Source organism: Mesorhizobium sp. CA5, assembly GCF_020165105.1.
Classification (GTDB): Bacteria; Pseudomonadota; Alphaproteobacteria; order Rhizobiales; family Rhizobiaceae; genus Mesorhizobium.
Window position 1 is genome coordinate 38,844 of record NZ_JAIUHJ010000024.1, and the last position, 22,380, is coordinate 61,223.

General features: G+C 65.2%; 20 protein-coding genes. 10 read left to right on the forward strand and 10 right to left on the reverse strand.

Annotation, left to right across the window (positions count from 1 at the left end; all coding sequences use genetic code 11):
- Window positions 1–175: 175 nt before the first annotated feature.
- The 3 genes from LB529_RS24975 to LB529_RS24985 are packed head-to-tail and all read right to left on the reverse strand — an operon-like array spanning window position 176 to window position 6,001.
- Window positions 176–3,502: an error-prone DNA polymerase gene (locus LB529_RS24975; RefSeq protein WP_224712578.1), complete on the reverse strand. Its 3,327-nt coding sequence runs from the start codon at window positions 3,500–3,502 to the stop codon at window positions 176–178.
- Entirely contained in the window at window positions 3,499–4,989 is a 1,491-nt protein-coding gene (locus LB529_RS24980) for a DUF6504 family protein (RefSeq protein ID WP_224712579.1), read from the reverse strand. The genes LB529_RS24975 and LB529_RS24980 overlap by 4 nt, the downstream gene beginning before the upstream one ends.
- A complete protein-coding gene (locus LB529_RS24985) occupies window positions 4,931–6,001 on the reverse strand; it encodes an ImuA family protein (protein WP_224712580.1) in 1,071 nt (356 codons plus the stop codon). Before LB529_RS24985 ends, LB529_RS24980 begins: the two co-directional genes overlap by 59 nt.
- A 184-nt stretch (window positions 6,002–6,185) precedes the next feature.
- Between LB529_RS24985 and LB529_RS24990 the strand changes: the two genes are divergently transcribed.
- Window positions 6,186–6,623: a metallopeptidase family protein gene (locus LB529_RS24990; protein ID WP_095769832.1), complete on the forward strand. Its 438-nt coding sequence runs from the start codon at window positions 6,186–6,188 to the stop codon at window positions 6,621–6,623.
- Between the two features lie 240 nt (window positions 6,624–6,863).
- Here the strand turns inward: LB529_RS24990 and LB529_RS24995 are convergent, their stop codons facing one another.
- A complete protein-coding gene (locus LB529_RS24995) occupies window positions 6,864–7,070 on the reverse strand; it encodes a DUF1737 domain-containing protein (RefSeq protein WP_140845953.1) in 207 nt (68 codons plus the stop codon).
- Between the two features lie 29 nt (window positions 7,071–7,099).
- Window positions 7,100–7,981, reverse strand: coding sequence for an HpcH/HpaI aldolase/citrate lyase family protein (locus tag LB529_RS25000; protein WP_224712581.1), 882 nt, complete (start codon window positions 7,979–7,981; stop codon window positions 7,100–7,102).
- Between the two features lie 573 nt (window positions 7,982–8,554).
- Between LB529_RS25000 and LB529_RS25005 the strand changes: the two genes are divergently transcribed.
- From LB529_RS25005 to LB529_RS25015, 3 genes are read left to right on the forward strand one after another with little or no spacing between them, the layout of a single operon-like run.
- Window positions 8,555–9,253 (forward strand): response regulator transcription factor, encoded by a 699-nt coding sequence (locus tag LB529_RS25005; RefSeq protein ID WP_224638188.1) that lies wholly within the window; start codon window positions 8,555–8,557, stop codon window positions 9,251–9,253.
- A 59-nt stretch (window positions 9,254–9,312) separates the two neighbouring features.
- Window positions 9,313–10,815 carry an ATP-binding protein gene (locus tag LB529_RS25010; protein WP_411962576.1) on the forward strand — a complete coding sequence of 501 codons (1,503 nt, stop codon included), beginning with the start codon at window positions 9,313–9,315 and terminating at the stop codon, window positions 10,813–10,815.
- Window positions 10,816–10,867: 52 nt separating this feature from the next.
- A complete protein-coding gene (locus LB529_RS25015) occupies window positions 10,868–12,034 on the forward strand; it encodes an NAD(P)/FAD-dependent oxidoreductase (protein WP_224712583.1) in 1,167 nt (388 codons plus the stop codon).
- Between the two features lie 160 nt (window positions 12,035–12,194).
- Here the strand turns inward: LB529_RS25015 and LB529_RS25020 are convergent, their stop codons facing one another.
- From LB529_RS25020 to LB529_RS25035, 4 genes are all read right to left on the reverse strand, one after another.
- Window positions 12,195–12,683 (reverse strand): SRPBCC domain-containing protein, encoded by a 489-nt coding sequence (locus tag LB529_RS25020; protein WP_224638185.1) that lies wholly within the window; start codon window positions 12,681–12,683, stop codon window positions 12,195–12,197.
- A gap of 44 nt (window positions 12,684–12,727) precedes the next feature.
- On the reverse strand, window positions 12,728–13,177 hold the full coding sequence (locus tag LB529_RS25025) for an SRPBCC family protein (protein WP_224712584.1): 450 nt from the start codon (window positions 13,175–13,177) through the stop codon (window positions 12,728–12,730).
- Window positions 13,174–13,494 (reverse strand): ArsR/SmtB family transcription factor, encoded by a 321-nt coding sequence (locus tag LB529_RS25030; protein WP_095770025.1) that lies wholly within the window; start codon window positions 13,492–13,494, stop codon window positions 13,174–13,176. Before LB529_RS25030 ends, LB529_RS25025 begins: the two co-directional genes overlap by 4 nt.
- A 332-nt stretch (window positions 13,495–13,826) precedes the next feature.
- Entirely contained in the window at window positions 13,827–14,252 is a 426-nt protein-coding gene (locus LB529_RS25035; protein ID WP_224712585.1) for a GNAT family N-acetyltransferase, read from the reverse strand.
- A 189-nt stretch (window positions 14,253–14,441) separates the two neighbouring features.
- Here LB529_RS25035 and leuD point away from each other — a divergent pair, with 189 nt between their 5' ends.
- The 5 genes from leuD to leuB all read left to right on the forward strand — a co-directional run bounded on the left by leuD (window position 14,442) and on the right by leuB (window position 18,484).
- On the forward strand, window positions 14,442–15,047 hold the full coding sequence (gene leuD, locus LB529_RS25040) for a 3-isopropylmalate dehydratase small subunit (RefSeq protein ID WP_041000473.1): 606 nt from the start codon (window positions 14,442–14,444) through the stop codon (window positions 15,045–15,047).
- A 71-nt stretch (window positions 15,048–15,118) separates the two neighbouring features.
- Entirely contained in the window at window positions 15,119–16,057 is a 939-nt protein-coding gene (locus LB529_RS25045; protein ID WP_224712586.1) for a hypothetical protein, read from the forward strand.
- Window positions 16,058–16,380: 323 nt separating this feature from the next.
- Window positions 16,381–16,764 (forward strand): RidA family protein, encoded by a 384-nt coding sequence (locus LB529_RS25050; RefSeq protein ID WP_224712587.1) that lies wholly within the window; start codon window positions 16,381–16,383, stop codon window positions 16,762–16,764.
- Window positions 16,765–16,807: 43 nt separating this feature from the next.
- Entirely contained in the window at window positions 16,808–17,158 is a 351-nt protein-coding gene (locus tag LB529_RS25055) for a VOC family protein (RefSeq protein WP_224712610.1), read from the forward strand.
- Between the two features lie 222 nt (window positions 17,159–17,380).
- Window positions 17,381–18,484, forward strand: a complete 1,104-nt coding sequence (leuB, locus tag LB529_RS25060; RefSeq protein ID WP_224712588.1) for a 3-isopropylmalate dehydrogenase — start codon at window positions 17,381–17,383, stop codon at window positions 18,482–18,484.
- Window positions 18,485–18,818: 334 nt separating this feature from the next.
- Here the strand turns inward: leuB and LB529_RS25065 are convergent, their stop codons facing one another.
- The gene (locus LB529_RS25065) at window positions 18,819–20,711 is read right to left on the reverse strand and encodes a DEAD/DEAH box helicase (RefSeq protein WP_224712589.1); all 1,893 of its coding nucleotides are present in this window, start codon (window positions 20,709–20,711) and stop codon (window positions 18,819–18,821) included.
- Window positions 20,712–21,299: 588 nt separating this feature from the next.
- Between LB529_RS25065 and LB529_RS25070 the strand changes: the two genes are divergently transcribed.
- Window positions 21,300–22,334 carry an aspartate-semialdehyde dehydrogenase gene (locus tag LB529_RS25070; protein ID WP_095770019.1) on the forward strand — a complete coding sequence of 345 codons (1,035 nt, stop codon included), beginning with the start codon at window positions 21,300–21,302 and terminating at the stop codon, window positions 22,332–22,334.
- The last annotated feature ends 46 nt before the right edge of the window (window positions 22,335–22,380 follow it).

The following is a 22,380-nucleotide window of genomic DNA, read 5'->3' on the forward strand; positions in this document are numbered from 1 at the left end:
TTGGGCCTCCCGTCCATTCTGCAGTGTAGGAGATTAGCGAAAAGCCGGCGTGACGTCTGATCTCCCCCCTTGAGGGGGAGATGTCCGGTAGGACAGAGGGGGGCGCTGTCCCGCCGACATCAAAGTTGTGCATCGTGACGGCACACGCAGTCGGGCGTCTGCTTCCCGTATCGTTCTACTGAAAATTCCGCCCTTTCGGCATGACTTGTTGCGCGGCACCCGACAGGGCTTCGATCTCCTGATGGACCGGCCGGCCACGGCTTGCGGCGGTTCCAACCGGCCGTTCGGCGGGATTATGCTCGATGACCGGCCGATTGGCGGTCTCCAGCAGCACGCTCAGCCAGGACGTCAAATCCTCGATCCGGTCGGCGACGATGTGGATGACGTCCGATTCATGCTGCAGCTTGCCGGTGACGCGGATGAAGCGCGCGCCCATGACCACCGGGCGGAAGCGGTCGAAGACGCGTGGCCAGATGATGACGTTGGCGATCGATTTTTCGTCTTCCAGCGTGAGGAAAATGGCATTGCCCTTGCCCGGACGCTGGCGCACCAGCACCAGCCCGGCGACGGAAACGCGGCGGCCGTCGCGCACAGACCGCAAACGGGCGTTGGGGGTGACGCCGGCGCGATCCAGCCGTTCGCGCAGGAAGGCGACGGGGTGTTCCTTCAAAGATAGGCCGAGCGAGCGGTAATCGTGCACGACATGCTCGCCGAGCGGCATTTTCGGCAGTTTCGTTTCCGGCTCCAGCTCGCGCAGGCGAAGCGAGGGCTGGTCGAACAACGGCAATTTCTCGGCGGCGCTCTTGCCGTCAAGGGCGCGGACTTCCCAGAGCGCGGCACGGCGGTCGAGGCCGATCGAGCGGAAGGCGTCCGCCTGCGCCAATCGTTCGATCTCGCCGACATCGAGGCCCGAACGCAGCCAGACGTCCCTGACCGAGCGATAGCCGTCGCCGCGGCGGGCGACGACTATATCCATGCGCTCTTCGGACAGGCCCTTGATCTGGCGGAAGCCGAGGCGGACGGCGTGAGCCGTCTCGATGACGCCGCGCATCGAGGCGTGGCGCTCGAGAATGCGGGACGGATCGAAGGCGGTTTCCTCCAGTGTGCAGTCCCAGACGGAATGGTTGATGTCGACCTCGCGCACCTCGACGCCATGGTCGCGCGCATCGCGCACGAGCTGGGCCGGCTGGTAAAAACCCATCGGCTGGGAATTCAGGATCGCGGCGCAGAACACGTCGGGATAAAAGGTCTTGAACCAACAGGAGGCATAGACAAGCAGCGCGAAGGACGCGGCATGGCTTTCGGGAAAGCCATATTCGCCAAAGCCTTCAATCTGCTTGAAGCAGCGCTCGGCGAACTCTCTGGGATAGCCCTTCTTGACCATTCCCTCGACCATTCGCGTTTCATAGTTTCCTATCGTGCCGGTGCGTTTGAAGGTCGCCATGGCGCGGCGCAACTCGTCTGCCTCACCCGGCTTGAAGCCGCCGGCGACAATGGCGATCTTCATCGCCTGCTCCTGGAACAAAGGTACCCCAAGGGTCTTGCCGAGAATCTCTTCCAACTCAGGCCTGGGGTATTCGGCCTTCTCCTTGCCCTGCCGCCGGCGCAGATAGGGATGCACCATATCGCCCTGGATCGGGCCGGGGCGCACGATCGCCACCTCGATGACAAGGTCGTAGAAATTTGCCGGCTTGAGGCGCGGCAGCATCGACATCTGCGCACGCGACTCGATCTGGAAGACGCCGAGCGTGTCGGCTCTTTGGATCATGGCGTAAACGCGCCTGTCCTCCTCGGGAAGGGTCGCGAGCACATAAGGCTGTCCAAATGGATCCCGCGCCCGCGGATAATGATCGGTGAGCAAGGTGAAGGCGCGCTTCAGGCAGGTCAGCATGCCGAGCGCCAGCACGTCCACCTTGAGGATCTTCACCGCGTCGAGATCGTCCTTGTCCCACTCGACCATCTTGCGCTCCTCCATCGCCGTCTTGACGATGGGCACGACCTCGTCGAGCCGGTCGCGGGTGATGACGAAGCCGCCGACATGCTGGGAAAGATGGCGGGGAAAGCCCATGATCTCGTTGGCGCGCTCCAGCACCTGCCGCGACAGCGGATCGGTGCGGTCGAGGCCGCCGGCATTGGCTTCCCTTTCGCCGAGCTCGGAGGTCGACCAGCCCCAGATGGTGCTGGAGAGCGCGCTGCGGACATCCTCCGACAAGCCCATGGCCTTGGCCACCTCGCGCAGGGCCGAGCGGCCGCGATAGCTGATGACGGCGGCGGCCAAGGCGGTGCGCTTGGCGCTGTATTTCGTATAGATGTACTGAATGACCTCTTCGCGCCGCTCATGCTCGAAGTCGACGTCGATGTCGGGCGGCTCGTTGCGTTCCTCCGAGATGAAACGTTCGAACAAGGTGTCGATGCGATCGGGGCCGACCTCGGTGATGCCGATGCAGAAGCAGATGATCGAATTGGCGGCCGAACCGCGGCCCTGGCAAAGGATGCCCTGGCTGCGGGCGAATTTGACGATGTCATGGACGGTGAGGAAATAGCGGGCATAGTTCAGGCGCTCGATCAAAACGAGCTCGCTGTCGATGCGTTTCAGCACATCCTCGGGAACGCCGGCCGGATAGCGAACGGCCGCGCCTTCCCGCGCCAACCGTTCGAGCTCGGCCTGCGGTCCAAGCCCGGATTCGGTCGGCTCGTCCGGATAATTGTATTCGAGGTCGCTGAGCGAGAAGGCGAGCTCGTCGGCGAAGCGCAGTGTCTCGGCCAACGCCTGCGGGTGGCGGCGGAAAAGCCGCGCCATCTCCAGCGGCGGCTTCAGGTGGCGCTCGGCATTGGCCATCAGCTCCAGCCCGACCTCGGAAACCGGCGTGTTGAGGCGGATTGCGGTCAGCACGTCCTGCAGCGGCCGGCGATCGGCGGCATGGTAGAGCACGTCGTTGGTCGCCATCAGCGGGACGCGGGCATGCTCGGCCATCGCGGAAGCCTGCTCGATGCGGAAACGGTCGTTGCCGGCATAATCCGGCGCCACGGCCAGCCGGAGCGCTGCGCCGAAGCGATCCTTAAACCGGCTAATGAATGCCAGGTTGTCTTGTGCCGACAGATCGGGCAGGATCGCCAGCGACATCCGATCGCCCCATTCGAGCAGGTCGCTCAACTGGAGCAGCGTCGCGCCCTTCTCGTTCTCGTCGCGCAGATTGGCTTGCGTGAGCATGCGGCAGAGATGCCCCCAGCCCTGGCGGTCGCGGGGATAGGCGAGGATGTCCGGCGTGCCGTCGCCAAACACCAGGCGGCAGCCGGGATGGTAGGCGAGCTTTTCCACCCTGGCCTGTTGCCAGGCGCGCACGACGCCGGCGACCGTGTTGCGGTCGGCAAGGCCGATCGAGGCAAAACCGTAGAACTTCGCCGTCACCACCAGCTCCTCGGGTTTCGAAGCGCCGCGCAGGAAGGAGAAATTCGAGCTTATGCCGAATTCGGCATAGGGGATGACGGTCAGCGCGTTCATGCGAACACTCCATGCATGAACCAGCGCGGCGGCGCGGCCTGCGGCGCGCTGTTGTAGAGGCCCTGGCGGTAGAGCCAGTAGCGGCGTCCCTCGCTGTCCTCGATGCGGTAATAGTCGCGGGTCGGCGCCTCTTCCTCGCCGGGCAGCTGGCGCCACCATTCGGCGGCGATGCGCTCCGGCCCCTCGGCGCGGGCGACACGATAGAGCGCGCGCCGCCAGCGGAAATTCATCGGCGGTCCCTCCGGGATCTCGGTCGCCGGCACCTCGATCGGCTCGGGCGAGCGGAACAGGCGCACCGGCCGCTCCGGCGGGTAAACGGTCATCGGTGGCGCTGTTCGGGGCGGCGGCGTCCGTCCGGCCGCCGGGGCGCGTCCTTGCGGCGCTTCGGTGAAAGGCACGGTTTTGACGGCGCGTTCCGGCAGATGGCTTTCGACGACCACCGGCTTCAGCACGGCGGCTTCGCCGAGACGGGCGCGGACGCGGTCGGCAAAGAGCGCGATGTCGGCGTCATCGTCGTCGGTCTCGCCGGTGAGGTCGCCCTGAACCAGGTCGAAGGCCGCGACCGACAGCACGGACAGCCGCACGAGATCGAAGCCGAAGCCGGCGTCGATGCTCTGCTCCAGCGCGGTGAGCCGCTCATGGAACAGTCTTTGGATCAGACGCGGCTCGCGCATCGGGCGGGAGGTGCCGACGGCGATGCGGTTGACGGCGCCATCGACGCGGAAGAGAAGCAGCGCCAGCGTCCTTGCGCCCTCGCCGCGGCGTTCGAGGTCGGTCTTCAAGGCGATCGCCAGCCGGCTCACCAGCCGCTCGATGTCGTCGGTGAGCACGACCGGCTCGGCAAGATGGCGCTCGACCGAGAGCGGCGCGACGGGAAGGCGCGGCGACACGGCCTCGTCGAGGCGGCCGAGCGCCTGGTCGAGGCGCAGAAGCAAGGTGGCGCCGAAACGGCGGGCGAGCGGCGCGCGGGGTGCTGCCATCACCGCGCCGGCGGTGCGCAGGCCCACACTTTCCAGGCTGGCGCGGGTTTCCGGCGCGATGCGCAGCGCCGACAAGGGCAGCGGCGAAAGCAGCGCCTCCTCCTCGCCGCCGGCCACGATGCGATCGCCATGGAAGCGCGCCGCCGCCCAGGCGGCGCCCGGCGTCGAGGCCAGCCCGGCGCGAACATCGAAGCCCTGCTGGAAGAAGCGGGCGAGGATCTCGTCCTGCATGGCGCGCTCGCCGCCGAACAGATGCGTGCAGCCGGTGACGTCGAGGAACAGCCCGTCCTCGCCGTCGATCGCCACCAGCGGCGTGTAGCGGTCGCACCAGTCGGCAAGGCCTTCGAGCAGGCGGCGGTCGGCTTCCGGGTCTGCCTCGACCACATCGATCGAGGGATGCATGGCGCGCGCATCGGCGATGCCCATGCCGCGCTTCAATCTGAGCGCCTCAGCCCGCTCGTCGAGGGCTGCGATGCGCTGGGTGTTGTTGTCGCGATGGCTGATCACCAGCGGCGGCTGAAGCGACGGCAGGCGATGCGAGGGCCGGGAACGCCAGGACCGCCCCAGACGCTGGCGCAGGATCCGCTCCGCGGCCAGATGCGGGAACCACAGCGACAGAATTCTCTGTTCTTTCTGCAAAAGCATGCTCATCGGGGTTCCACTCCAGTGTGAACTGTCCAGGCAGGGCCGTGCGGCTCTTGCCGATATCGACTTTGAAGGCGGGGCGGCCGATCGAGCCGGCGAGCGGCCCGGCGAGGGTCTCGCGGCTTGCCGCGGGCGCCGCCGAAACGATGAGGCGCACCGGAGCGGCGGTGGGATCGGTCTCGCCGGCCTGGCGCAGCAACAGCAGCGGCCGGCCGGCGCTCCGGGCCCGCGCATGCAGCCGGCGCGTGGCGGTGAGGTCGAGAAGCCGCGGACTGCCGCGGATCTCGAGGATGACCGCGGCAAAGGCCGTCATGCGGGCGGCCTCCTCGGCAATCCACAGCGCGTCGAGCAGCTTCGGCGCCTCGGAAAACAGCAATTGCCCAGGCTCGATGCCGAACAGGGCATGAAGGCCCCTGGCATAGGGCATGCCGGCCTCGTGGAAGATTTCCGCCGTGCCGACCCAGAGGATCGGCAGACCCTGCTTCTCCCTGAGGACCAGGCTTACGAGCGACAGCGCAAAGCCGGCAACGGCGCCGGCATCGCGGGTCTCCAGGCCATGGATTTCGCTGAGCGCCGCCTTGGGTAGGCCGCCGCCAAGCGCTGCATCGAGCCTATCGATGCCGGTGTGCAGGAAAGCATCCGCCGAAGCCACGGCAAGGCCGCGCCGGACAATCGTCATGTCCGGCCCGGCGGCATCGCTGGATGTTTGGTTTTGCGCCATTCCGGAGGGAAAACTGCTTCGCACTTTTCCTGGAATTGCTTCGGGCGCGCACCCCAAGGGCGCCTGCAGGCGCTCGGGCAGCGTTCCCTCGATCTTCGCGATCTGGCGGCGCAGGGCAAAAACAGTGTCCCGCGCCACGGCGCTCATCGCCATGACGTTCACTTCCAGCAGCAGTTGTTCCTGTTATGTTCCTATAGATTCCAGAGGCGCCCGGAAGAGTCAAGCAGAGTCGCAAGGAATTTATTCCTTCGTCTTTTACCTTGAAAGCGAACACCCCAGCCGGTCCATTTGCCTCAATCGGCGTGAAAGCCTATATGCCGGGATTAAAGGACATTTCATGGCCCGCATCTACAAGACCCGCACCTGGCACGACCAGCTCTCGCCGTCGATGGACGAGATGGAGCTTCTGGCGCTGGAGGCCTATGCCCATCTGCCGGACGAGTTCCGCAAGCTCACCGGCGAGATCATCATCCAGATCGCCGAGTTCCCGACCGACGAGATCATGGACGATCTGTCGCTGGAGACGCCCTTCGACCTGCTCGGTCTGTTCGAGGGGCGCGGCATCGCCGAGCGCTGGAACCCGCAGACCGGCGAAGGTCCAAACCGCATCACGCTCTACCGCCGCGCCATCCTCGACTACTGGGCCGAGAATGAAGAGACGATGGGCGACATCGTCACCCACGTGCTGATCCATGAGATCGGCCACCATTTCGGCCTGTCGGACGACGACATGGAGCGGATCGAGGAGGCGGCGGAGCAGGCGGCGGCAGGCTGAGCACGCACCTCGTCGGGCGAAGCAAGGAGCGAAGCGACGCGCGTAGACCCTAGGATCCATGCCATTCCATCAACACCAAGCCGCGGTGCAGAACGGAACGCCTGCCGCCCGACACCGCAATTTCCCTATATTCTGGCCCGCCGCGCCCTTCGGCAGAGGGAACGGAATGGATCCTAGGGTCTGCGCTCCGCTTCGCGTCGCTACGCCCTAGGATGACGAATGAGAGAGCCTGCTGCCCTCCTACCAGTCGCTGAGCTTGGTGTCGGCTGTGTAGTCCTGGCCTTCGACGTCCTTCACCACGGCCTGGCCGCAGCGCATCGACTTCGTCTGCTGGTCAAAGGCATAGGTCGGCGAGCCGAACAGGTGCCAGCCCTTGTTCAGGGCTGCCGTCACCTTGTGGCAGAAAGTTGAATCGTCCGGACCGGACAGAAAGCGGTAGAGTTTCATTTATCGAGCCTATCTTGAAGACCGGCGCATCATGCGCCGATGATCGCGGCCTTCGCCAGAAGTTTCTCGGCTTCCGCCAGATGCAGCCGTTCGACCATGCGCCCGTCCATCGCAATCACGCCCTTGCCGGCATTCTCGGGCCGCGCGAACGCATCCTTGATCGCCCGGGCCGCAGCCAGCCTCTCGGGCGACGGCGAAAAGGCGCGGTTCGCCGGCTCGATCTGGGCGGGATGGATCAGCGACTTGCCGTCGAAACCCATGGCGGCCCCGTCGGCGCATTCGCGGGCAAAAGCGCCGAGATCGCGAAAATCATTGGCAACGCCATCGATGACATCGAGACCGCCGGCCCGCGCCGCAAGCACCAGCTGCATCAGCCACGGCATCAGATAGCGTCGGTCGGGCGTCGCCAGGATGCCGGTCGCCTTCACCAGGTCATTCGTTCCGGTCACGAAACAAGCCAGCCTCGAAGCCGGATCGCGGCCGAGTTCGGCGATGGCGCCGATGTTGAGCAGCGCCCTGGGCGTCTCGACCATCACCCATAGTTTCACGCTGTCCGGCGCGAAATTGTCGTCGAGCAGGTCGCCGGCCTCGAGGATGTCGCGCGGCGTGGCGATCTTGGGCAGAAGAATGCCGTCGGGCTCGGCCTTGGCCACTGCCAACAAGTCATGGGTGCCCCATTCGCTGGCCAAAGGATTGATGCGCACCACCATCTCGCAGCGCCGTTCGGGGCGCCCAGCCAGGATGCCGGCAATCTTGTCGCGCGCCGCTTTTTTGCCGGCGGGCAGGACGGCGTCTTCGAGATCGATGATGACGGCGTCGCAGGCCAGGGAGCCGAGCTTGGCAAACGCCTTGTCGTTGGAGGCGGGAATGTAAAGCACAGAGCGGCGCGGGCGGTAGGGTTCTTGAGCCATCGCCGATCTATGCCGGGTGATGGCGGATGAGGCAAGGCGGAGGGGACAGGACAATCGCATATGGCGGCGCCAGCCCCCGCTCCGTCTCGACGCTGCGCGCCGAGCCACCTCTCCCCCACTTTGTGGGGGCGAGGAAACGCTAATCGCCGAGGGCGCGCGACCTTCGCAGGCCTGGGTTCCTCGCCCCCGCCAGAGGCGGGAGAGAGGTGGCTCGGCGAAGCCGAGACGGAGAGGGGGAGCGCCCTACGCGATTATCCCGCCGAAAAGGCGACCTGCCTGCACCAAATCTGCAAACCCTTGCTGAAAAGCTCCGGGATTCCGCCGCGCACTTACCGCACCGGCCGGCGAAACCGGCGTCATGCGAACACGTCACACATCCCGCTGGTCGCTGCCGCGCCGGCTCCGCAATGACGGCTGGTGGCTCGTCGAGCCGCAAAGACCATGCCATGGGGCGGGTATCCTGCTTTTCGCCCCGAGGCCGCTCCACTCCCGACCGAAAACAATTTCGCACTTTTCCCTGGAATTGCTCTAATCCTGCCGTCATCCAACCTTACGCGCCGGGCCGCTGATTTCATGCCGCACAACATTCTCGTCGCTGACGACGACCCGCATATCCGCGAGATCATCTGCTTCGCGCTGGAAAAGGCCGGCATGAAGACGGCCGCCGTCGCCGACGGCGCAGCGGCGCTGCAAGCGGTCGAGCGCCGCGCGCCCGATCTCATCGTGCTCGATATCGGCATGCCGGAGATGGACGGGCTGGAGGTCTGCCGCAGGCTGCGGCAGAAGTCCGACGTGCCGGTGCTGTTTTTGTCCGCGCGCGACGAGGAGATCGACCGGGTGCTCGGGCTGGAGATGGGCGGCGACGATTATGTGACGAAACCGTTCAGCCCGCGCGAGCTGGTCGCCCGCGTCAACGTCATCCTGCGGCGCGCGCGTCCCGCGCCGGTCGAAGAAGAAGCCGACGAGCGTCAATTCGCGCATGGCAAGCTCATGCTCGTCCCGGCAAGCCATGAAGCCAGCTTCGACGGCAAGCCGCTCATCTTGACGGCGATCGAGTTCGCGATCCTGAAGGGCTTCCTCGCCCGCCCGCAGCATGTGCTTGGCCGCGACGCGGTGATGGCCAATGCCTATGCCTCCAACATCCATGTCTCGGAGCGCACGGTCGACAGCCATATCCGCAATGTGCGGGCCAAGCTGGCGGCGGTCGGCTGTCTCGATGCGATCGCCACGGTGCATGGCGTTGGCTTCCGGCTCGGCCGATGCGGTGGTTGAGCAAGGAGAAGTGGCGGCCCAGGCTTGCCACCGTCGTCGTCGTCATCCTCATCCTGGTGATGGCGCTGCCGCTGGTCGGACTGTTCTTCTTCCGGCTCTACGAGAACCAGCTCATCCGCCAGACCGAAGGCGAGCTCATCGCGCAAGGCGCGGTCGCCGCCGCCGTCTATGCCCAGGAGGTGCGCGCTGCCGGCATTCCCCAGGAAAAACTCGGGTCGCCGATCTCGGCCGATCCGGCAAGGGACAACAACTATCCCTATGATCCGATCGAGCCGCGCCTCGACCTTGCCTCGGACGATGTCATGCCGACGCGCCCGGCGGCGCTTCCCGCCACCGCCGATCCGGCCTTCGCGGCAATAGGCGCGCGGCTCGACGGCATCCTCGACGAGACGCAGAAAACGACGCTTGCCGGCTTCCGGCTGCTCGATCCGCGCGGCGTGGTGATCGCCGGCGGCGACGAGGTCGGCCGGTCGCTCGGCGATGTCGAGGAGGTGCGGACCGCGCTTTCAGGCGCTTATGCCAGCGCGCTCAGGCTGCGCATTCCCGACCAACCGCCGCCGCCGCTCTATTCGGTGAGCCGCGGCACCAGGGTGCGCGTCTTCGTCGCCCTGCCGGTCGAGCTCGACGGCCGGGTCGCGGGCGTGGTCTATCTGTCGCGAACGCCGAACAACATCGTCAAGCACCTCTATGGCGAGCGCGGCAAGGTGACGTTGGCGGCGATCGCCATCCTCGGCGGCACGCTGCTGATCGCGCTGGTGTTCATCCGTACTGTCAGCCGGCCGATCTACGCGCTGATCGAGCGGACGAAACGCATCGCCGCCGGCGACCGCGAGGCGATCAGGCCGCTCGCCCATCACGGCACGCGCGAGATGGCGGCGCTGTCGGCGGCGTTCCTCGACATGGCGCAAAAACTGCAGGCGCGCTCCGACAGCATCCAGACCTTCGCCACCCATGTCTCGCATGAGCTGAAATCGCCGTTGACGGCGATCCAGGGCGCGGCGGAGCTGCTGAGGGATTCCGGCGGCGCGATGGACGAGGCCGAGCGCCAGCGTTTCTCCAACAACATCGTCACCGACGCCGGGCGGCTCAATCTCCTGGTGCGCCGGCTGCTTGACCTGGCGCGCGCTGAAAATCTGGAACCGAGCGGCGAAAGCACGACGCTTCATGCGGCGTTGGCGTCCTTGCCGATCGACACAAGGCTGGAAGCGCGGCTTGAAGGCGGCGGCGACATCAGGCTCGGCATCTCGGCCGAGAATCTCGGCATCGTGCTCGCCAATCTCATCGACAATTCGGCACGACATGCCGCCCGACAGGTGGCGATCCATGCTTCAGCCGACGGCGAGCGCGCGTCGGTCCGGATCGGCGACGACGGCGACGGAATCTCGGCCGCCAACCGCGCCAGGATCTTCGAGCCCTTCTTCACCACGCGGCGCGAGACCGGCGGCACCGGCATGGGGCTCGGCATCGTGCTGGCCCTCCTGAAAGCGCATGATGGCACGATCAGGCTGGTTGACTCCGAGCGCGGCACGCGCTTCGAGATCGATCTTCCTGCATTGATTTGAGCGTGCGAACCCGAGCGTCGGGATCATGCTCTGGAGTCGGAGAACCAAAAGCGTGCGCTACGACATCGTCATCATCGGCGGGGCCATCGTCGGGTCCTCGGTCGCCTATTATTTGCGCGAGGAGGGCTTTACCGGCTCGATCGCGCTGATCGAGCGCGATCCGCAATTCTCGCATGCGGCGACGACCTTGTCCTGCGCCTCGATCCGCCAGCAATTCTCGATCCCTGAAAACATCCGCCTGTCGCAGTTCACGCTGAAACTGTTCCGGCGGCTGAAGGAAACCTTCGGCGCCGATGCCGATATCGGCTTTCGCGAGGGCGGCTATCTCATCCTCGCCGGCGAGGCCGGGCTGCCGATCCTCAAGGCCAATCACGAGACGCAGGTCGCCGAGGGCGCCGACATTGTGCTGGAGGATGCCGGCCAGCTGACGCAGCGTTTCTCCTGGCTATCGGCCGAAGGCATTGCCGCCGGCGCCTATGGCCGCACCGGCGAAGGCTGGTTCGACGCGCATGCGATGCTGATGTTGTTCCGCAAGGCGCTGCGCGACAAGAAGATCGATCTCATCACCGCCTCCGTCACCGGCATCGCGCGGGACGGCAACCGCGTCACCAGTGTAAGCCTCGACAATGGCGAGACGCTGGAAGCCGGCATCGTCGTCAACGCGGCCGGGCCGAATGCCGGCAAGGTCGCCGCCTTGGCCGGGCTGGCGCTGCCGGTCGAGCCGCGCAAGCGCAATGTCTTCGTCTTCGAAGCGCGCGACAAATTCGCCGACATGCCGCTGCTGGTGGATCCGTCCGGCATCTATGTGCGGCCCGAAGGCTCGGTCTACATCACCGGCGGCGCCGAGCCGGAGGAAGGCGATCATGCGCCCGATCCAACGGATTTCGAGGTTAACTGGCCGCTGTTCGAAGAGGTGATCTGGCCGGTGCTCGCCACCCGCATCCCGGCCTTCGAGGCGATCAAGCCGATGCGCGCCTGGGTCGGGCATTACGACTACAACACGCTCGATCAGAACGCGGTGATCGGGCCGCATCCGGAGGTCGACAATTTCCTGTTCGCCAACGGCTTTTCCGGCCACGGCCTGCAACAGGCGCCGGCGGTGGGGAAGTCGATCGCCGAGCTCATCGTGCATGGCGGGTATCGGACGATCGACTGTACGGCATTTGGATATGAGCGTGTGGCAGAAGGACGGGCGTTCCGGGAGCTGAACGTGATTTGAGGGCTCCCCCTTCTCCCCTTGTGGGAGAAGGTGTCGCCGAAGGCGACGGATGAGGGGTGCTCCAGGGAAAGCAAGCCTCTCACTCCGCTGGAACACCCCTCATCCGTCTCGGCGCTGCGCGCCGATCCACCTTCTCCCACAAGAAGGGGAGAAGGTGGCGCTAAGCCGCCTGCCGTCCGTCACTAAAATATGTTTGCAGCCACCCAAGCACCCGCGCCCAGCCTTCGGCATGTTCCGCGGCGGCGTCCGGGAAACCTGCGAAGCCGCCATGGCAGATGGTGAGCCGCGTGCCGCCGGCGATCGGCTCCAGCAGATAGGCGAGGGTCGTTTCGCGCCGGCCGAGCGCCGGATGGTCCCAGTCGTAGCGCTGCGTCTGCACGATCCGGCGCGGCATTTCGATCTCGAGAAACTCTCCGCCGGCGGGCAGGCGCCTGCCGTCGGCGGTTCGCACCGTGACACGCCAGCTTCCGCCGACGCGCAGATCGGCGTTCCAGCCGGTCATGCGGTAAGTTTCGGGCGAACCCCACCAGCGCTCGACCTCGCTGGTTATCAGCGCCGCGCCAACTTCGTCCGGCGAGGCGGGAAGCTCGGCCGAGGCCATGACCGTGTCCGCATTCGCCATGGCTTGCGGCAAGGATAATTGAAGCATCGAATCCACCTCTGCCGGCAATTGTCTCGTGTCCGAAACGAACTTTACCCTTTTGACGGCGGGCGCTCGAAACCCTTGCCGGTCTCGAGCAGGCTCTTGAGGCTCGCCAGCACCAGCGGCCAGCCCTTGGCGACGTTCTGGATCAGCCTGTGCGGGCCGTCGGCCTCGTGGGTGACGGCGAGCTTCATCAATTCGCCGTCGGGCTCGATGGTGAAGGTGCAGCGGGTGTAGCCGTCCTCCTTCACCTCGGGCATCCATTCGTTGCGCCATTTGATCACCAGACGCCGCGGCGGGTCGATCTCGAGGATCTCGCCGGAATCGGCGATGCGGCCGTCGGGGAAGACCAGTTTCCAGCTCGAGCCGACCTTCCAGTCGCTCTCCTGGTAGGAGCTGAGGAAGAACCGCCGGTTGAATTCCGGGTCAGTCAGCGCCTGCCAGAGTTTTTCAGGCGTGGTGCGGATGTAGGTGACATAGACAAAACTGTTCTCGCTCACGGCTCTTCCCTTTCAAGGCGTTGCTTCAGGTCGCTGAGAGCGGCAAGCCGCCCCCGCTCGAACTTGCCGATCCAGCGCTCGGCGATCTCGTTGATCGGAACGGGGTTGAGGTAGTGCTCCTTCTCGCGGCCTCGGCGCATGGTGGTGACGAGGTTCGCCTCCTCGAGGATCGCCAGGTGCTTGGTCACCGCCTGGCGCGTCATCTCCATGTGCTCGCAGAGCGCGTTCAGCGTCTGCCCGTTCCGGGCATGGAGGCTGTCCAGCAATTGCCGGCGGGTCGGGTCGGCCAAAGCGCGAAAGACGGCATCCATGCTCATGACTTTAATATGCAACCATCTGGTTGCATGTCAAGCGGTGGCGAAAATATTCTCCGCCTGATTGCTGATTGCCTGAGTTTTCTTGCCGGATTGTACTTGTCTTGGGGCGGCTTCGATTTTGAGCAGCGCCTTCCCCCACTCCGTCGCTGCTTCGCAGCGCCACCTCTCCCCCCTCCGGAGGGAGAGGAAGGGAGCCAGGGTCGGCGAACTCGCACCGTTCCTCTCCCCCGTCGATCGGGGGAGAGGTGTCGAGCGAAGCTCGACGGAGTGGGGGTCGATCTGGCTCGCCGATTCCAAGCAGAAATCGGCTCCGATATCGGCGGCGGTTCAGGTCAGCGCTTGCGGGAGAACCAGAACGCGTCGGTCATGCGCGTCATGCCGATGCGCTCGTAGAAGCCGACGGCATTGGGCATCGAGATCAGGCTGATGGCGACCGAAGGGCCAAGGTGGCGCTGTGCTTCGTCCATCAGGCCCTTGCCGACGCCGAGTCCTTGCGCCGTCTTGGAGACGGCGAGCTCGGAGATGTAGCAGACCCAGGAAAAATCGGTGACGCCGCGCGCGACGCCGATCAGCGGCTTGCCTTCGATGTCGAGCCGCGCTGTCAGCACCAGATTGGCATTGCCGAGCATTATCTTCAGGCGCGCTTCATCGTCGACGGGCCGTGTTTCACCGAGACCGGATTCGACCAGCACGCGGCGGAATTCGGCGACGTCGAGGGCAGGCTCGCTGGCGTAAAGGACTTTTGAAGGATCGGCCATGGCCGCAGATTGCACCAGCCGGCCAGGATTTCGAAGCCGTTTTTTGAGGTGTTCCAGCTCCGGCGCGCATGCCATGCTCGACATTGGCCCAAGGCCTGCGCACGAACAGTTGCCTTTCATTTGCCGCCGGCTTTGTGTAAACCGTCCGGCAAAATTCCCCGCAAGCCACGAAGAAGACGGGCAAGGACCATGGATAAATTCACCAAGCTCACCGGCGTCGCCGCGCCCATGCCGATCGTCAATGTCGACACCGACATGATCATCCCGAAGGATTATCTCAAGACGATCAAGCGCACCGGGCTCGGCACCGGCCTGTTCGCGGAGATGCGCTACAATGAGGACGGTTCGGAGAACCCGGATTTCGTGCTCAACAAGCCGGCCTACCGCAAGGCGCAGATCCTGGTGGCCGGCGACAATTTCGGCTGCGGCTCGAGCCGCGAGCATGCGCCCTGGGCGCTGCTCGATTTCGGCATCCGCTGCGTGATCTCGACCTCTTTCGCCGACATCTTCTACAACAACTGCTTCAAGAACGGCATCCTGCCGATCACGGTCAGCCCGGAAGACCTCGACAAGCTGATGGACGACGCTTCGCGCGGCTCCAACGCGACGCTGTCGATCGATCTGGAAGCCAAGGAAATTCGTGGGCCGGACGGCGGCGTGGTCAAATTCGACCTCGACGACTTCAAGCGCCACTGCCTCTTGAACGGCCTCGACGACATCGGGCTGACCATGGAGAAGGCCGGCGCCATCGCGTCCTTCGAGAAGAAGAACGCCGAGCTGCGCCCCTGGGCCTGAGCACCTAAGCTATACCGATAGGCCCTGGCCATGGCAGGCCGGGTTGGTGGCGGCTGAATGGAGGGACAGTCATGACACGCTTGCTTCTGGCCGGCGCTTGCGCATCGGTGGCAATCCTTCTCGCCACGATCGGCGCCAATGCGCAGACCACCGCGCCGGCCACGCAGCCGGCGCCCGCCGCGTCCGACCAGCCGGCGCCCGATCAAGGCGCGGCCGACCAGGGCAACGACCAGGCCGCGTCGGATGACGACAAGCAGGCGCCGATCCCGTTCGAGGGCGGGCAGCTCACCATCACGCAGCCGGAGCAGGACAGCGAAAGGGTGCTTGCCTATGACGGCAAGCAGTTGGCCAGCAATTACGACGTGTTCTTCGACAGGATCGTCAAGATCGGCGACGTCAACGTGGCGCTGGTCGATGTCGGTGACGGCGGCAACCAGTGCGGGCCGGCCAAGGTCATCGTCTGGAAGCCGAAGGACGGCGAGATCCAGACCACCACGGTCGAGCAGGACGAATGCGGCGCGCCGCCGGCAGCAGTCTCCGACAGCGCCATCTATTTCGTGCCCTATCTGCTGCCGGGCGAGTCCAAGCCAGCGCTGCAATGGTCGCCCACGGAAGGGCTGACGACCTCCGGCACCCTGACCTACACGCCGGAGCCCGGCACCGGCTGGAAGGATGTCGACCCGTCGAAATTGGACAACATCATTGACGCCTTCCACAACGAGGCCGTCTACAAGGCCGGACAGGCGTTGCTGGGCAACGACATGCCCGACATGGCGACCAGCCTTCTGGTCGGCGGCGGCACCGAAAAGACGGCGTCCGGCGCCTTCTACGCCACCGGCTGCGTGCCGCATGACTGCGGCGGCAATGACGGCTTTATGGCGCTCGACCCGGCCAAGCAGAAAGTCTATTTCGCCCGCCGCGGCGACAATGGCGAGCCGCAGGCCTGGCCGTCGATGAAGGATTGGCCGGACGACATCAAGAAGGCGTATGACGACGCGCAGGGGAACTAGGGCGACCATCCGTGCCTTCGTCATTCTAGGGCGGAGCGACGCGTAGCGGAGCGCAGACCCTAGAATCCATGCCGTGACGGTTGCCGTAGGGTGCAAACGGTGCAGAATTCTGAAACGCTGCGGCGCTTCGACGTCACGGCATGGATTCCAGGGTCTGCGCGCGTCGCTTCGCTCCTTGCTCCGCCCAGGAATGACGACCGGAGGGAGGCTTCGGCCAATCACCCATGTCGCGCTTACCTTTCCTGACAACGGTCCGCCCGGCTTGGCCCACGACCTGACCCGTCTTCCCCTGCTAGAGGGGGCGCAACCAACGCGAGGCCCCCATGCGCAAGCTCATCTCCACCGGTTCGCCCTTCGAGAAAACCGCCGGCTATTCGCGCGCGGTGGTGCAGGGCGACTGGTGCTTCGTCTCCGGCACGACGGGATACGATTATGTCACCATGACCATGCCCGACACGGTCGAGGCGCAGACGCGCAATTGCCTCGCCACCATCGCCAAGGCGCTCGCCGAGGGCGGCTTCGACATGGCCGATGTGGTGCGGGCGCATTACTACATCACCGACCAGGCTTTCGTTGATGTCGTCTTCCCGATCCTCGGCGAGGCGTTCGGCGACATCCGCCCGGCGGCGACGATGATCGTGTGCCAGCTCAACAAGCCGGAGATGAAGATCGAGATCGAGGTGACGGCGCTGAGGCGCACGGCATAGGCTGCCGGCACTGGGAAGCGCGCAAAGCAGGGGTCAGCCTATGGTGAAAGTCGAGCGCATCGTCGCCAACATCGCCACATCCGACATTGCCGCGGCCAAGCGCTTTTACCAGGACGTGCTCGGGCTTGATCTGCTCATGGATATGGGTTGGATCGCCACCTACGGGTCCGAGGAACGGATGCAGGTGCAGGTGAGCTTCATGGCGCAAGGCGGATCCGGCACGCCGGTGCCGGACCTGTCGATCGAGGTCGACGATGTGGACGCGGCGCTCGACGCAATGAAGGCCGCCGGCTTCGCCGTCGAATACGGCCCGGCCGACGAGCCCTGGGGCGTGCGGCGCTTCTATGTGCGCGATCCGTTCGGCAGGCTGGTGAATATTTTGGAGCATCGGTAGCTGGGGTTCCTCGCCCCACGAAGTGGGGAGAGGTGGCTCGGCGAAGCCGAGACGGAGAGGGGAGCGCCCTACGAAGGCCCCCTCTCCGTCCGCTTCGCGGACACCTCTCCCCCGCCTCTGGCGGGGGCGAGGAAACCAAGCTTCGAGACATCCCCTTGCGCCGCAATCACTTGGCGTTTAGCAAGGCCGCGGTTTCACCAGATACTATTGGGATGGTTCTCCATGGCTTCGAAAAATCTCTTCCTGCTCGCCGGCGACGGCATCGGCCCCGAGGCCATGGCCGAGGTGAAGAAGCTGATCAAGGCCATGAACGACAGGCTGGGCAGCGGCTTTGTTACCGACGAAGGACTGGTCGGCGGCTGCGCCTACGATGCGCATGGCGCGGCGATCTCCGACGCCGACATGGCCAAGGCGATGGCGGCGGACGCCGTGCTGTTCGGCGCCGTCGGCGGGCCGAAATGGGATGCCGTGCCTTACGAGGTGCGCCCCGAGGCAGGGCTCTTGCGCCTGCGCAAGGATATGGAGCTGTTCGCCAATCTCAGGCCCGCGATCTGCTACCCGGCGCTGGCCGCTTCCTCCTCGCTCAAGCAGGAGGTGGTCGAGGGCCTCGACATATTGATCGTGCGCGAGCTGACCGGCGGCGTCTATTTCGGCGAGCCGAAGCAGATCATCGATCTCGGCAACGGCCAGAAGCGCGGCATCGACACCCAGGTCTACGACACGTTCGAGATCGAGCGCATTTCGGGCGTTGCCTTCGAGCTGGCGCGCACGCGCAAGAACCACGTCACCTCGATGGAAAAGCGCAACGTCATGAAGTCGGGCGTTTTGTGGAACGAGGTCGTCTCGCAGACCCACAAGGCGCGCTATTCCGACGTCAAGCTCGACCATATGCTGGCCGATGCCGGCGGCATGCAGCTGGTGCGCTGGCCAAAACAGTTCGACGTCATCGTCACCGACAATCTGTTCGGCGACATGCTCTCCGACATCGCCGCCATGCTTACCGGCTCGATCGGCATGCTGCCTTCGGCCTCGCTCGGCGCGCCGGATGCCAAGACCAAGAAGCGCAAGGCGCTCTACGAGCCGGTGCACGGCTCGGCGCCCGACATCGCCGGCAAAGGCATCGCCAACCCGATCGCCATGATCGCGTCCTTCGCCATGTGCCTGCGCTATTCCTTCGGCATGGTCGCCGAGGCCGACAAGCTCGAAGCGTCGATCGCCGCCGTGCTCGACGACGGCCTGCGCACCAAGGACATTTTCTCGGCCGGCATGAAGGAAGTCGGCACCACCGAGATGGGCGACGCCATCATCGCCAAGTTCCTGGGATGATCGTATGACCGTCGACATTCGCTGGGCGAGGGTTGACATTGCGCAGCCCACGCCTTCGTCATTCTATGGCGGAGCAAGGAGCGAAGCGGCGCGGCGCAGACCATAGATTCCGTGACCTCCAAGCGTCGCAGCGGTGCAGAAAACTCTCGTTCTGCACCGCCTTTATCCTTCGTGCGAGGTCACGGAATGGATCGGGTCTACGCGTCCGCTTCGCTCCCGCTCCGCCCGTGGATGACGAAGTTCGGACGCTTCGGCCGATCTCGGAGGTTGCGATTTGCCGCTGAAAAGAACGCCGGCGCTCGCCGCGGGCCTGCCTCCGCCTTCCGTCGCGATCCTACGCTGGCCGCTTCTTCTGCTTCTTGCGCTTTGCCGGCTGGTCGGGTTTCGGCCCCTCGAACTTTGGCTTGTCGAACTTCGCCTTTGCCGGCTTCTTCGCCCAGGATTTTGACCCGGGCGCCGCGGCAGGCTGACGCTCGCCTGGCGCCCGCTTCTCGAATCCGGGCGCGCCCTGGTCGAAAGACCGTTTGCCGCGATGCGGCTTTTTCTCCGGCCTCTGTGGCTGGTAGCCGGCGCGCGACAGGTCCGGCGTGCCGTCGATCCGCCTGACCGCGATACTGCCTTGCAGCTTGCGGTCGGGGCCGATCGCGGCGACGAACCGGTCGGCCCAGTCGGCGGCGATCTGCACGAAGGTTTCCTCCGGCTGCATCTTGATGGCGCCGATCTCGCGCTTGGACATGCCGGCGGTGCGGCACAGCATCGGGATCAGCCAACGCGGCTCGGCATTCTGCCGGCGGCCAACCGAGAGCGAGAACCAGACGCTATCGCCGAAATCGTCGCGGCGGCCCGATGTTTCTTCCCCGCGGCCCGATGTTTCTTCGCGGCGTGCGAACTTCTCCTTTGATGGCGCGAAGGGCGCGACATCGATCAGGTCCTCAGGCGCCGAGCGGCTTGCACGGCAAAGCCGCACGAAGGCGGCGGCCACCAGCTCGGCGCCGTGCCGTTCCAGGAGCGCCGCGGCGAAGTTGCGCTCCTCGTCCTTCACCGGCTCGCCGAAGGAAGGATCGGCCAGGATGCGCTCGTCGTCGCGCCGCAGCACCTCGTCGGCTGAGGGAGGGCTCGCCCAGGCCGCGGTCAGGCCGGCATTGGCGAGCAGCCGCTCGGTGCGCCGGCGCGCATTGCCCGGCACGATCAGCGCGCTGACGCCCTTACGGCCGGCGCGTCCGGTGCGGCCGCTGCGATGCAGCAGCGTCTCCGGATTGCTCGGCAGGTCGGCATGGATGACGAGATCGAGATTGGGCAGGTCGATGCCGCGCGCGGCGACGTCCGTGGCGATGCAGACTTTGGCTCGGCCGTCGCGCATTGCCTGCAGGGCGTGGCTGCGCTCGTTCTGGCTGAGCTCGCCGGAGAGCGCCACCACCGCAAAATTGCGGTTGTTGAAACGCGCTGTGAGATGGTTGACGGCGGCACGCGTATTGCAGAACACCATCGCATTGCCCGCCTCGTAATAGCGCAGCACGTTGATGATGGCGTTCTCGCGATCGGCGGGCGCGACCGAAAGCGCCCGGTACTCGATGTCGAGATGCTGCTTTTCCCCGCCGCCGGCCGAGATGCGCACGGCGTCGCGCTGGTAACTCTTCGCCAGCGTGGCGATGGAGCGCGGCACGGTGGCGGAAAACATCAGCGTGCGGTGCCCGGCGGGCGCCGCGTCGAGAATGAATTCCAGGTCCTCGCGGAAGCCGAGATCGAGCATCTCGTCGGCCTCGTCGAGCACCACCGCTTTCAGCGCCGACATGCCCAGCGCGCCGCGCGTGATGTGGTCGCGCAGCCGACCCGGCGTGCCGACGACAATATGAGCGCCGCGTTCCAGCGCGCGGCGCTCGGTGCGCATGTCCATGCCGCCGACGCAGGAGGCGATCTCAGCGCCGGTCAGCTCGTAGAGCCATTCCAGCTCGCGCCGCACCTGCAGCGCCAGCTCGCGCGTCGGCGCCACGACCAGGCCGAGCGGCGCGCCGGCAGCGGCGAAATGCTGAGCGTCGCCAAGCAGGGTCGGCGCCACGGCAAGGCCGAAGGCGACGGTCTTGCCGGAGCCGGTCTGCGCCGAAACCAGCGCGTCGGCCTCGCCGAGCTCCGGCCCAAGCACCGCCTTCTGCACCGGCGTCAGCGCCGAATAACCGCGCTTTTCCAGCGCCTGAGCCAGCGCAGGAACAATCGTTTCGAAACTGGACATTTTCTTCTTTCGGAATTCGAGGTTCTGCGCTCGCCATTGGAGCACAAGGCCGGCACTGCGTCAGCCAAACGAAATTTGGGCCGTTCGTACTTGCTACAGCCGCCGTTGTACAGAGCAGACGGCACCGCCTTTCCCTTCTCCCCTTGTGGGAGAAGGTGGCCGCGAAGCGGCCGGATGAAGGGTGTTCCAGGGAAAGCCAACGCCTCACTCTGCTGGAACACCCCTCATCCGTCTCGGCGCCGCGCGCCGATCCACCTTCTCCCACAAGGGGAGAAGGTAGAGGCGCTACGCCAATTGACTCTTTTGCCAAACTGCGTAAAAGCCCGCGTCGAACGGGATGGTTTTCCGATGCGCGGCCTTTCGATGGCTCTTCTTGCATTCGACTCCCCCAGCCACAATGTAACGCATTGGGCTGGGCGCTTAGACGCGTCCGTCCGTTTCAGCAAAACTACGGCCAAAACCACCACCAAAACGGTGTGATTCCCTTGGCCTAACCACCCTCTCCCGGGTACGGCCCGGGGGGCGAAACCCGCATGAGGCCGGCGGGTTTTCTCCAACAACCAAGCGGAGAGGGACAGGAGATACCAGATGAGTTTCAAGGTTGCGGTAGTCGGCGCCACGGGCAATGTGGGCCGCGAAATGCTCAACATTCTGGACGAGCGCGGCTTCCCGGTGAGCGAGGTGGTGGCGCTGGCGTCGCGGCGCAGCCAGGGCACCGAAGTGTCCTTCGGCGACCGCACGCTGAAGGTCAAGGCGCTTGATCAATACGATTTTTCCGACACCGACATCTGCGTGATGTCGGCGGGCGGCAACGTGTCGAAGGAATGGTCGCCGAAGATCGGCAAGCAGGGCTGCGTCGTCATCGATAATTCGTCGGCCTTCCGCTACGATCAGGACGTGCCGCTGATCGTGCCGGAAGTGAACCCGGACGCGATCTCGCTGTTCACGCGCAAGAACATCATCGCCAACCCGAACTGCTCGACGGCGCAGCTGGTGGTCGCGCTAAAGCCGCTGCATGACGTCGCCACCATCAAGCGCGTCGTCGTCGCCACCTACCAGTCGGTGTCCGGTGCCGGCAAGGAAGGCATGGACGAGCTCTTCACGCAGACCCGCGCGGTGTTCGTCGCCGATCAGGTCGACGTCAAGAAGTTCACCAAGCGCATCGCCTTCAACGTCATCCCGCATATCGACGTCTTCCTCGACGATGGTTTCACCAAGGAAGAGTGGAAGATGGTGGCCGAGACCAAGAAGATGCTCGACCCCAAGATCAAGCTGACGGCGACCTGCGTGCGCGTGCCGGTGTTCATCGGTCATTCGGAAGCGGTCAACATTGAGTTCGAGAAGCCGATCACGGCGGATGAGGCGCGCGAGATCCTGCGCGAGGCGCCCGGATGCCAGGTGCTCGACAAGCGAGAGAACGGCGGCTACATCACGCCGCTGGAATCGGCCGGCGAGGACGCCACCTTCATCTCGCGGATCCGCGAGGATTCGACCGTCGACAACGGCCTGTCGATGTGGGTGGTCTCCGACAACCTGCGCAAGGGCGCGGCGCTGAACGCCGTGCAGATCGCCGAACTCCTGGTCGAGCGCGGCCTGATCCAGCCGAAGAAGAAGGCGGCCTGACGGCAGTTTGTTTTCGCTCACGGGCCGCACCGCCGCTGCCGCGGCT